The sequence below is a fragment of the Metabacillus sediminilitoris genome, assembly GCF_009720625.1.
Lineage (GTDB): Bacteria > Bacillota > Bacilli > Bacillales > Bacillaceae > Metabacillus > Metabacillus sediminilitoris.
In genome coordinates this window covers 2,024,970-2,036,950 of the sequence record NZ_CP046266.1, presented here as the reverse complement: position 1 = coordinate 2,036,950, position 11,981 = coordinate 2,024,970, and the positions used below count along the sequence as shown (strand labels likewise).

The 11,981-nt window shown below is 40.5% G+C and carries 10 protein-coding genes and 1 pseudogene; 2 read left to right on the top strand and 9 right to left on the bottom strand.

Annotated features, from left to right (window positions below):
• Positions 1 to 7 precede the first annotated feature (7 nt).
• Positions 8 to 981 (bottom strand): annotated as a pseudogene (gene aroC / locus GMB29_RS09710) (chorismate synthase).
• Positions 982 to 1,322: 341 nt separating this feature from the next.
• On the opposite strand from aroC, the gene GMB29_RS09705 reads away from it, so the two are divergent.
• On the top strand, positions 1,323 to 2,108 hold the full coding sequence (locus GMB29_RS09705) for a metal-dependent hydrolase (protein ID WP_136356465.1): 786 nt from the start codon (positions 1,323 to 1,325) through the stop codon (positions 2,106 to 2,108).
• 122 nt (positions 2,109 to 2,230) lie between these two features.
• Here GMB29_RS09705 and GMB29_RS09700 read toward each other — a convergent pair whose 3' ends face one another.
• From GMB29_RS09700 to GMB29_RS09670, 7 genes are read right to left on the bottom strand one after another with little or no spacing between them, the layout of a single operon-like run.
• Positions 2,231 to 2,842 (bottom strand): malonate decarboxylase holo-ACP synthase, encoded by a 612-nt coding sequence (locus tag GMB29_RS09700; protein WP_136356467.1) that lies wholly within the window; start codon positions 2,840 to 2,842, stop codon positions 2,231 to 2,233.
• The gene (gene mdcD, locus GMB29_RS09695) at positions 2,833 to 4,518 is read right to left on the bottom strand and encodes a biotin-independent malonate decarboxylase subunit beta (RefSeq protein ID WP_136356469.1); all 1,686 of its coding nucleotides are present in this window, start codon (positions 4,516 to 4,518) and stop codon (positions 2,833 to 2,835) included. The genes GMB29_RS09700 and mdcD overlap by 10 nt, the downstream gene beginning before the upstream one ends.
• Entirely contained in the window at positions 4,502 to 4,807 is a 306-nt protein-coding gene (locus tag GMB29_RS09690; RefSeq protein ID WP_136356471.1) for a malonate decarboxylase subunit delta, read from the bottom strand. Before GMB29_RS09690 ends, mdcD begins: the two co-directional genes overlap by 17 nt.
• 15 nt (positions 4,808 to 4,822) lie before the next feature.
• Positions 4,823 to 5,677 carry a triphosphoribosyl-dephospho-CoA synthase gene (locus GMB29_RS09685; protein ID WP_136356473.1) on the bottom strand — a complete coding sequence of 285 codons (855 nt, stop codon included), beginning with the start codon at positions 5,675 to 5,677 and terminating at the stop codon, positions 4,823 to 4,825.
• Between the two features lie 12 nt (positions 5,678 to 5,689).
• A complete protein-coding gene (gene mdcA, locus GMB29_RS09680) occupies positions 5,690 to 7,351 on the bottom strand; it encodes a malonate decarboxylase subunit alpha (protein WP_136356475.1) in 1,662 nt (553 codons plus the stop codon).
• A gap of 14 nt (positions 7,352 to 7,365) precedes the next feature.
• Positions 7,366 to 8,298 carry a malonate decarboxylase subunit epsilon gene (gene mdcH, locus GMB29_RS09675; protein WP_136356477.1) on the bottom strand — a complete coding sequence of 311 codons (933 nt, stop codon included), beginning with the start codon at positions 8,296 to 8,298 and terminating at the stop codon, positions 7,366 to 7,368.
• A gap of 19 nt (positions 8,299 to 8,317) precedes the next feature.
• Positions 8,318 to 8,971 (bottom strand): GntR family transcriptional regulator, encoded by a 654-nt coding sequence (locus GMB29_RS09670; protein WP_136356479.1) that lies wholly within the window; start codon positions 8,969 to 8,971, stop codon positions 8,318 to 8,320.
• A 408-nt stretch (positions 8,972 to 9,379) separates the two neighbouring features.
• Between GMB29_RS09670 and GMB29_RS09665 the strand changes: the two genes are divergently transcribed.
• Complete coding sequence (locus GMB29_RS09665; protein ID WP_136356481.1) at positions 9,380 to 10,678, top strand: SLC13 family permease; 1,299 nt, start codon at positions 9,380 to 9,382, stop codon at positions 10,676 to 10,678.
• A 481-nt stretch (positions 10,679 to 11,159) separates the two neighbouring features.
• Here the strand turns inward: GMB29_RS09665 and GMB29_RS09660 are convergent, their stop codons facing one another.
• Positions 11,160 to 11,981, bottom strand: a complete 822-nt coding sequence (locus GMB29_RS09660; protein ID WP_136356483.1) for a carbohydrate ABC transporter permease — start codon at positions 11,979 to 11,981, stop codon at positions 11,160 to 11,162.

The following is an 11,981-nucleotide window of genomic DNA, read 5'->3' as shown; positions in this document are numbered from 1 at the left end:
ATAACCTTCAGCCCAGCATAGCGGATTGTCGTTTATAATGATCTTCCAATACCAGGCATGCCATCGCCTCGATGACCGATACGATTCTCGGGCAAATACACGGATCATGCCTGCCTTCTGTCCAAATCTCCTGTTCTTCTCCTCTAAAGTTAATCGTCTTCTGCGGAACTGAAATCGATGACGTCGGCTTTTCGACAACTCGGTACGAAAATGATTTCTTGTCCTGTACTTATTCCGTCGATAATCCCACCCGAATGATTAGACAAAAAACCAGAGGAACTCAACTCGCCGTTATGCTCGCTTCCAAGCATTGAAGCTGCGGAGAAGCCAGAACCTATTCTATGCCTTTCACCACGTCGATAGATAACATTACCTTGGCCAACTCTGCATCCAACTTATCGAATACCTGTTCACCGAGGCCGGATGACGACACCGTGGATCCGGCATTCTACGATGCCTCCGCAGCTGTTGCCTACCGTCGCCAACTGCTCGATCTTCTTCGCCATTTCAGTTGCTGATGTCGGGTCGCAGGCACGGACGATATTTTGCTCGATGGCTTGCTCTTCGAATGCCGGCATGCATTTTCCCCCTATTTCTTTCGTATAAGCCAGCACCTGCACACCTCTTCGTTCCAGTAGTATACACGCCACTGCCCTCCTACCACTCGGCCTGCTGATTCCCTTCCTGATGCCCTCCAACTCCCTCGGTAATCACGAATTCCGTACTTCTTGAGCTAAGTAAAGTCCGCATGGCCCGGGCGGAAAACATGTTGAATCATGCTGTAAGCTGCCGGGCTTATGTCATGATTGTTCAGGATCACAAAAAGCGACGTACCGGTCGTCTTTCCCTCAAATACACCTGATAAAATATGGACGATAACGTATTATTTGCGCGGTGAAGTCACGCTGACACCGACCGCCGCTCCATGCGACTCTCCAAGGTCGTGATTTAGAACATCTCGCCGAACGTATTTCCAGCAATACTGTAAAATCATCCTTTGATCAGCACTTCATTTGTATCGCCATGCAGGATAGTATGTTGGAAGAAATTTAGAACAAATTGCGGCAATACTTTCACAGGGTTACCTATGTGCCAAGTATGGTTTTCCTATCTACTTATGCATAAATAAAGAATTACATAATATTTATATGTCCTTTCTTATGATATGTTCTCGGCTAATGCCACTGTTAAACAGATACCTTTCCTAGAACGATTATCTTTATAATCATGACTATCACCCTATTCAAATAGAAGTACATATTTCCCAATACTAAGAATAGAATGATTTGAGAATTTATTTCGAATCGTAAAGGAGGCAATTTATGAACATTTTACGTTTGGGTCATGCCATGTATGTTTTAAAAAGTAATGAAGGAAAAAACTACTTAATTGACCCTTTTTTTGATTTAAACCCTGGGTTTCCTCCAGATTTGGATCATGAGGATTTTTATCAATCAATTGATTGTGTCTTCCTTACTCATGGACATTTTGATCATACAAGTGGACTTTCTAAATTAGTTGAAGTCAAGCCTGACATTATGATTGTTGCACAATATGAATTGGCTTTGATCCTCCTTCAACAAGGTCTTAAAAATGTGCTTCCTATTAATATTGGTGGTGCAGTCTCATTTGATGATGTTACTGTGACGATGGTGCAGGCAATACATACATCTTCCTATCAAGAGACACAAGGTACGCCAGTGTATGCCGGTGAAGCAGCTGGCTATATTTTTGATTTTTTACACGATTATACCCTTTACCATTCAGGTGATACGGCACTCATGTCAGATATGAAGCTGATTCAAGACGTTTATCATCCGGACATTGCTATCTTATCCTCATCAGGCCATTTTACGATGGGGCCGAAAGAAGCAGCTTATGCAGTTAAACATTTATTAAAAGTAAAATATGTGATTCCAAGTCATACCTTTCCTACTAAAAAAACGGCAGCTTCACAGGAGTCTTTAAATCAATTATTAAAGGCCTTTCCTGTCGTAGAATTTATGATTGATAAGGACCAGGAGTTGAAAGAGTTGTTAAAAGATTATAAAAAAACCGAAGTAATTATCATTGGTTATGGAGAGGAAATAAATTTTAAAAAATGCTAAGAAGCAAGGGGGACCATTATTTAGCTAATCCCCCTTGCTTTTTTTAAACAACTGAGCATATTCCTACTAGATTTTCACAGTCTGAATGTTAGATTTAAGGTAATGAATGGTATACCCCGTCTTTATCGTAAATTACTTTTCTTTAAGATTGGTCCATCGATTGTTCGAATGAGAATCGGTTTTCCTTCTGAAGCTGCATACTCACTTAGAGAAAAGGCTCCAATTGTCGATTCCACTTGAACGTCCACACGATGCTGAATTTTTTTTAATTCAGCTTCTATTTTTTTTGCAAACTCAGTTGTGAACCCTTCTGAAATACGAATAACAATATCAATATCACTTTTTTTAGTCGTTGTCTTTTTCCCGCTTAACAACTCAAATCCTACACTTCCCACCGGTCCCCATATAAGTGAATGATCATTCATGATATGACTGACCTGTTCTAGGCAAGAAAAAATTTCTTGAGGATGCTTCTTCCATTTTCTTTCTTGTGCCAGCTGTTCTGGCGTAATCCGTTTTAAAAGATGATCAACCGGCATGAAGGCAGCGTATCGCTCATTTCTTGCCCTACCTCGTACACCGACCGCCACAAATCCTTCACTTGCTCGGGAACGTCTTACAACTACAAAAGGTGCTCTTGTAATTGATGGTTCTACCCATTCTGGCAATGGTGAATGACTGATCAATCCCTTTACACTTTTCAATTCTAGCAAATCATGTGGATTTAGTTCCATTGCTCACTCAACTTTTCTCTTACCAAAATTGATGCTTTTCTGCCTGACTGAGCAAAAGATGAAGTTAATCGTTCGTGTAAATCCTTTGAACGAGCCATGCATACATCTTTAATTGCACGTTCTAACTCTTTATAGATGATGTCAAGGTCTTTTTTTCCGGGAATGTCTGCCTCTATTCCATCCACTAACGAGAATAGAGCACCGAGCTTTTCAAATGATTCAATATCATAGGCCATTGCCGGTACTTTTTTTGTTGCGAATTCTAATTCTTCAAGACTTCGCTGTGTAATCCGGGCGGCTGATTCCTTCGACATGACGTGGACATTCACACCAGCATCACGAAGTGCAATCAGTCGATTTGCCTGTAAGCCATGTGCCAAAAAAGCGCCGGAAATTGCATTTCCTGGTATAAATGAAATGACAGGATGACCACTTAATCTTGCAGAAGCATAAGCATCAACTGCTGCTGCACATGCTTGATGTATACCTAGCAGTTCTTCATGGTAGCCATACGCCTGACTCGGAACATCAACAATTGCTACAATAGCACGCTTTTCACTATTTTGATCTTCTTTGATGGCTTCTCGAATATATTTTGCAATTGACCAGCCTTCCTGCAGACCTACTTCCCCTTTTCTCGCACGTGGAAAACGATTATTAACATCTGGAACAACAGCAATAAACCGAACTTTTTTCTCTCCGATTACGCCGTCAGCTACTCGAACAGATGAAAGATCCCCTATTTCCATGGCGTCTCCACGTAGTAAATCGAACCATGTATGCCCCCGACCCATATTATTAATACCTTCTAAATTAACTTGCTTTGCTTCAACCACTTCATTTTCAGACTGAGCCCAGAGCAACCGCGCATCATCAGACGACAACCGCTGTTCTGGATTGACCAAATCCAAAAAGGCTTCGTACCTTCTTACTTGTTCTGTTCTAGGAACAGGAATAATATTATCCTTAATAATAGAAGAAATTACCTCTTTTATTGACTCTGTATCATCTTCAATTAATACATCTGCAAAACCAGCAGCTTTACGCTGTTCTCCTCCAATCGTACTCCAGATAAGCGGTCTGTCTTTGGAATCAAATTCACGTATACCAGCTTCCTGTTCAATAACTTCTGGACCGTTTAATCCAAGACGACCTTCACGTGTCATAATAATTGCACTGCAAAGACCTGCTGTAATGGACATCCCTCCAAATGCCCCGATTTTCCCTGGAATGACGGCAATGACAGGTACATATCGTCGAAGTGCCACAATTGCAGCACTAATTTCAGCGATAGCAAGTAGACCATAATTTGCTTCTTGAAGCCGTACTCCTCCAGTATCAAATACGAACACAGGGATCGTTTTTATACCAGTTTCACAGTCTTTTAACGCCTTTTCGAGTATTCCAGCAATTTTCGCACCGGAAACTTCACCTATTCCTCCCCCCTGGAATTTTCCCTCTATTGAGATCACTACAGCTGGGTGTTTGTTTATTGTTCCTTTTGCGATGATAACCCCATCATCACTTTGCGGTACAATTCCCTGTGGTTCCAAATGAGGTGACTCTAAATGATCCCACGGGCCAAGCAATTCTTTAAAAGTATCATAATCTAATAGGTTTTGAGCACGCTCCCGTCCACTACATTCTACAAAACTAGCTTTACATGTTCTGATCATGACAGCTAACCTCCAATGCCTGTTCAAGACGAAGTTTCACCACACCAGGTGTTGCTCCGAAATCATTAATTTTCACTTTCACCGAGACATCATTTTGTGTGAAAAAACGTTGAATAACGGAATCCCAAGTATTTTTATAACCGGTGATTCCTGTTCGAATGGTTACTTCTGACTGTGTATGGCTAGATGGTTCCATGATAATTTCCAGGTCACCAGATCCGACGACTCCTACGTGGGAAATGCGAAGAATATTTTTTGTTGCAGGAAATGTGTATGTAATTTTTTCCAAATGAAGCACCCCCATTTATTTTATCAATTCATATTTTTGTACTTCATCAACTGCTTTAAGTGCATGAATTTTATCCAAAAACAATGTTGCTGCTAACAGATCAGCACTGCCACCTGGTGAAATATTTCGACTGATAAATTCTTCATCAAGTGTGTTGATGCACTCAAGATTGTCTTTTGTTAAAAAATAAGCGGCCTTTTTTTTTGCAAACATCAGAGCTTCCGTACCGCCCCTGTGTAATATGCACGTATCATCTACATGAGCAATTAATGAAAGAAGCGTCTTCAATCTGGCTTTTTCTTCTGTTAAACCGTACGCTCTAGAGCGATATAACATAGGGAGAGAAAATTTCATAATATGGGGAAATCCTTGCTGTGCTTCTCCTCTCGCTCCTCCAACACCGTATTTTAAAGTGACAATCCTACCATTTGTATTAGTGTTTGGACAATGCCGATCAGGAAAGGAAGCTATTTCTCCGGCTCGTTTTACGATCTCTTTAATGGTAAACCTTCCTTTTCCAATCGAGGCAGCCGAGACGAGCAGACCAATTGCCCAAATGGCTCCTTTATGGGTATTTACGCCGCCAGTTGCCTCAAACATTTTTCTTTCTCCAATCCGTCCAATCGCAGCAATTTCTTCTCTTAAAGCTTGTGAAGGATTACGGCCATAGCTAACGAATGCAATATTTTTAAACGTATCTGTAAGTGTTTCTGCTGATTTTATCATTAGTTGAAGGGTCAAATCTTGATGTGCACCCGTATTTACTTGATCTACAAGACCTGGTTTTGGTGTGAGTTCCACTTCTTCAATTAATGAACGAACGGCTACTTTAGCAGCGATGTCACTGAAAGATTGCATCTCACTTTTCATTTCTATCCTCCTTTACCAACTCCTGAATTTTGAAGGCGGCTCATACAACCCATCTGACCACTCGACAAGCTCCTCTACATTTTTGGCCGCCAGCAGTGAGCGTTTTGCATTCGTACGACGAATGTTTAAATCTTCCGGAAAGGCAATCAATCCTTCACTTCGTAACTTATCTACTTTTTTCGTATTATAACTCGATCCAACTTGTGTAACACCTGCTATTGCTGCAATGGCTTCTTTCCTTGTTTCGATACAATCTGCCTTGTACAAATAGGCAATCCCATCTTCTGTAACAACATGTGTGACATCATCTCCGTAAATCATGACCGGTGCTATACTTAGTCCAGAATCTTTTTTCACATTAATTGCATCAAGTGACTCAACAAAAACAGGCTTATTACCAGTTTGAAAGGTTTCTACCACTTGCACGACCAGTTTTTTCCCACGAGCTAATGGATCGGTTGACGTCATCATATTTAACCAAGCAGGTGTTGAATGACGACGTCCTCCAGGATTATGCCCCATATTCGGTGCACCGCCATAACCAGCCAATCTGCCTCGTGTTACAGTAGACGAATTTCCTTCTGAATCTATTTGTAAAGTGGAACCGATAAATAAATCAACCGCATATTGTCCGGCCATTTGACAAAGAGTCCGGTTCGAGCGCAAACTGCCATCATGTCCTGTAAAAAAGACATCACGTCGAGCAGCCACATATTTCTCCATGCCTACTTCCCCACCGAAACAATGAACACTATCGACCCAGCCGCTCTCAATCGCTGGAATCAGTGTAGGATGTGGATTCAATGCCCAATGTTTGCAAATCTTTCCTTTTAAACCAAGTGATTCTGCATATGTCGGTAGCAGTAATTCAATTGCAGCTGTGTTGTATCCTATACCATGATTCAACGATTGTACCTGGTGCTTCTCATAAATACCGCGGATGACCATCATCGCCTGTAAAATTTGAATATCAGTAATGTGACGGGGATCCCGTGTAAATAACGGTTCAAGCTCATACGGTCTATCAGCAACAACAAGATAGTCAACCCAAGATCCAGGTATATCGACACGTGGCAGCTCATCAGTTAATTCATTCACCTGAACGATGACAATGCCATCACGAAAGGCAGCAGCCTCAACAAGTGTCGGTGTTTCTTCCGTATTTGGCCCTGTATATAAATTTCCGAATTTATCTGCTTTATCCGCAGCTACAAGTGCGATAGAGGGAATCAAATCGATGAAAAGCCGCCCATACAATTCAATGTATGTATGAATTTCACCCATCATTAATTGCCCGTCTTCAAGCATTTGCGCCATTCTAAGACTTTGCGGACCTGAGTACGCAAAATCCACTTTCTTTGCAATACCCCGCTCGAAAAGATCAAGATGTTCCGGTCTTGAAATACTCGAAATAATCATGTGTAAATCAAATAACTTTTTGGGATTTGTCTGGGCAAGTGCTTCTGATAAAAACGAAGCTTGCTTTTGATTGTTTCCCTCTAGAACAACACGATCTCCCGGTCTGATTAGCTTTTCCATTGCCTCTACTATATGTTCGGTTGGAATCACCATCCCGTCTACCAAGCCTTTGACACTATCCATTCGCTTCTTTTTCTCATCAAGTCGTGTCGTCCAAGATCTTTTTTGATTAACTCCTTGTTTCATCACTTCCATCTCTTATTCCCCTTTCATCTTTTCAATCGTTCGAGCTTTGCTATAAACTGACAATTATCAAATCCATTCTCTGCTACAGATAAAACTCTTGCATCAGGAAATGCCTTTGCTGCTAAGCGTGATAGTACGTTTCCCGGAGGCATTTCGATAAATAATCTCGCCCCTTTTTCATACAAAACCGTAGAAGCATCATGCCATTGAACTGGAGAAGAAACACTTTCAGCGAGATCTAGTCGAATGTCGACCGGATCAGACAAAAGACGTGCTCTTCGATTCCCAGCGTATGGAATAACAGGATCATGAAATTTAATATTATGAAGAGCTGTAGTGAGAGCATCTGATACAGATGAAAGAAGCTGACAATGTGAAGGAGTATTAACATTTAACATTGATGCACAACGTGCACCATTCTGTCTTGCATCATCTAGTACTTTCTGTATCCCATGTAAGGCACCCGAGATCGTAATTTGATCTAATGCATTTTGATTCGCAATAAAAACCGGATATTTTTCATCGAAATGATATGATACAAGTGACTGCAATTTATAAAATTCCATCCCTAGTATAACTCCCATACCATATCCTTCAGGATATGCTTGTTCCATTAACTCCCCGCGTAGCTTAACGATTTTTAATGCGTCTTTTAATTCAATGACACCAGCTGCAACCGCGGCACTAAATGCACCGACGGAATGACCTGCAACAAAATCGGGTTTCACTCCTTCTGCTTCAAATGCTTTAAAAGTAGCTACTCCTGCAATCAAAAGTGAGAGCTGTACTGCTTTTGTTGAAGCAAGTGCCTCCTTTGAATCTAATTTGTATACGCTTTTACCAAGCAAATCAGTTACTGTTTCCAGGACATTTTCCACAGCAGCACATGTCTGCAGCTCATTCAGAAATTCCGGTTTTTGGGAACCTTGCCCTGGAAACAAAAATGCAAGCCTCAAAAGATACACCTCCTTCGTATTAATCAACTATGAAGAAGTTTTTTTCGATACTAGAGATCACGTCATGATTATGTTTTGATAAAACGGATGACAATTGCACCATGTTTTGTTCCTTCAATAATTTGATGATGATTTCATGTTCTGCAATGGATTTTTCAATATTTCCCTCATTAGAAAAAGAGATGCTTTGAATTCTTAACAACGGCCAGCCAAGGCGCAAGTACATATTTTTAATTGTTTCACTTTTGCTCATCTCGATAAGGCACATATGAAAGGAGTGATTCAATTTCGTATAGGAATAAACATCCTTAACCTGTTTCATTTGGCCGAGAAGTTCGCTCATCTTTTTTATCAAACCTTTATCTGTTCCATGCTTTTTTATTCGATCCATACACATATTCTCAAGCATATTCCGAATTTCAAGAAGATCGTATATTTCATTTTTAGTATATTTTTTTACAAGCGCTCCCTTTCGCGGAATTCTTTCAACCAGTCCTTCTATTGCAAGTAGGTATATTGCTTCACGAACTGGGGCTCTGCTCGTACCATATTCTTCTGCATAGATGTGTTCAACCAATTTTTCACCTGGCTTCAGTTCACCTGTAATAATTTGTTCAGAGATATGTTCTGCGATTGAATTTGATAATGCATTATTCATAAAGTTCGATTTCATATTGCAGCCCCCTCCTTAATTTATATATAGTCGACTGTCGATTTTTATTTTATCAATAAATAACTGATTATTCAATGTTTTTTAAATATTAAAAATAATGTTTGCTTTTTTAATTTATTGCCATTATTATAAATCTTAGAATACAGTCGACTGTATAAAACATTTTTGTAAACGCTTACTTTCAGAACTATTTCCTCTCCATTGCCATACTCTTACCACATCTTACTACTACCAACTTTAGCATTGTAGTCGATTGTTGATTATCTCAATTTTTAAGGTTTAACGAAAGGAGGATTATATCGAATATCGTAGATAAATAGTAAATTGGGGAAAAGCTTCAACATTCTTATACAATCATCCTCTCCGCTAACCTTTTAAAACACTTCTAAAAAATAGGAGGAGGTTCTTATGAGCTTAGAACTTGTTGGTATTATTGTCCTTCTTTTAATGTTTGTCATTGGTGCATGTTTGCCTATAAATCTTGGCATTTTGAGTTTCATCGCTGCTTTTGTGGTTGGCTCTCTTGCCAGTGGGTTGAGTGTTGACGACATCTTTAACGGCTTTCCAGAGGATCTCTTTATTCTTCTTGCCGGGGTAACCTACCTGTTTTCTATTATCCAGAACAACGGGACTATTGATTTAATCACAGGATGGGGCCTCCGCTTAGTTAAAGGAAACCTCGGTCTGATACCTTGGGTTATGTTTTCACTTTGTACTCTGCTAACCAGTGTCGGTACATTAGGTCCAGCTGCTATCGCAATTCTAGCTCCTATCTCGTTACGATTTGCTTTTCAATACAACATCAATCCTCTCTTGATGGGCGTAATGGTTGTAATCGGTTCAACTGCGGGCTCCTTCTCCCCGCTAAATCCGTATGGTGTTATTGTTAACGGTGTCATGCAGTCTAGGGATTTGCCATATTCTCCTGGTATGCTCTTCGCAAACGCATTTATATACGGAGTTGTAGCATCGCTGATTGTATTTATCGTTCTCGGCGGGCTCCGGATGTTTAAAAACCAGGCCAATCATCACACGTATGTAGCAGCTACGATAGACGTAAATCCTGAAAATAAAATTGAAAAATCCGAAAACAGCAAAGAAAAGCAAGACGGTATGACTTTTTATAAAGGAGCCTCGGTTTTTGGCTTAGTACTCCTTGTCGTGTTGGCTCTTGGCTTCAAAATAAACATTGGTTTTGCGGCATTTGCAATTGGTTTGGCACTAGCATTGATTGCCCCCAAAAAACAAGCCGCAGTGCTAGGAAAAATGCCATGGTCGGTCATCCTACTAATTACAGGAATCGTTACATACGTGGGGGTGCTAGAAGAGATTGGAACCATTGACTACGTTACAGAATTAATAGCCAGTGTAGGGAATCCCGTCATCGCGGCTCTTACAGCGTCTTACGTGGGAGGGTTTGTCTCAGCATTTGCTTCAACAACAGGTTTCTTGGCGGCTATCATTCCGCTTGCAGCACCAATCCTACAAGATCCGACTATTTCATCCATCGGCGTAATCTCAGCAATCGCAATATCATCCAGCATCGTGGATTTAAGTCCTTTCTCAACAAATGGTGCGTTACTCCTTGCAAATGTTCAAGGTATAAGCGAACGAGTGTTTTTTAGACAGCTTTTGTTTGTTACAGCCATCGTCGTCGCTCTTGGACCAGGCCTTGCTTGGCTCATATTTGTGTTAATAGGAGGATGATCCTTTATACTAGGAACAAAAGCGCAAGAGCCTTGATCAGCCTCGGGCAAATAAGACGCTCTTGAATAGAAGGTGTTTTTTTACCTTCAATTCAAGAGCAGCCTATGACTCGAGGCAGTTACAGACGCGACGTTATTCACTGTAACTGCACTTGCAGGTCCTGTGCTTCGGAGCGATGCCGAGCAACTATCCACAGTACAAGAATTTTATTATTTCCTAAACGATAAAAAAGCATGGATTGAATTTGAATTCAATCCATGCTTTTTCTTTAGTGAAAGGGAATTTCAAAAGATTCTACTCTCATTGTTTTTATTTTTAAATTTATACTATCTTATTACCTGAGATCTCATCAACAACGGCCATGACAACCTTTGCTCCTTCGCTGAACCCAATGATTGGGATTAAGAATCTCCCTAGAAATTTTCAAAATGACGATCCGCTCATTGTTTAAGGAGATCGTCATTTTTTGTATGGGTTCCACTTAACCTTTCACTGACCCAGCTAATAATCCCTTTACAAAATACTTTCCTAGCAGAATGTAAACCAACAATGTCGGTAATGCCGCTAACAGCGCCCCAGCCATTTGCACGTTCCAGTGTACAATCTGACTGCCAGATAGATTCTGCAACGCTACCATAACTGGCTGTTGATCAGAGGTTGTAATTGTTACCGCGAACAAGAACTCGTTCCATATATTCGTAAATTGCCAGATTGCCACAACGACAAAGCTAGTAACCGATAATGGAATCATGATGTGACGGAAGATCCCTAGGAATCCTGCCCCGTCAATTTGCGCTGATTCGATCATTTCGTCTGGGATGTTCGCGTAGAAGTTACGGAACATCAGTGTTGTAATTGGTAAGCCGTATACGACATGAACAAAGATTAATCCTAAAATCGAGTTATAAAGACCTGCCTCACGTAAAAATTGAATTAATGGAATAAGGATACTTTGATATGGGATGAACATTCCGAATAAGATGACCGTAAATAAGACATCCGCACCTTTGAATTTCCATTTTGCTAATACATACCCGTTCATTGCTCCAAGTATTGCAGAAAGAAGTGTTGCTGGGATTACAAGATAAAATGAGTTCATTAGGTTTGGCGCAAGCTTTCCAAATGCCTCCGCGTAACCACTGAAATCCAGTGTGGTTGGCAGCTGCCACATCGTCGCTAATGTTACTTCATCAAATGGCTTTAAACTTGTGATAATCATGACGTATACTGGCATGAGGAAGAAGAGACTCATGGCTATTAAGATGAAATAGATAATCGGTTTGCTTATACGTTGCAGTACCAT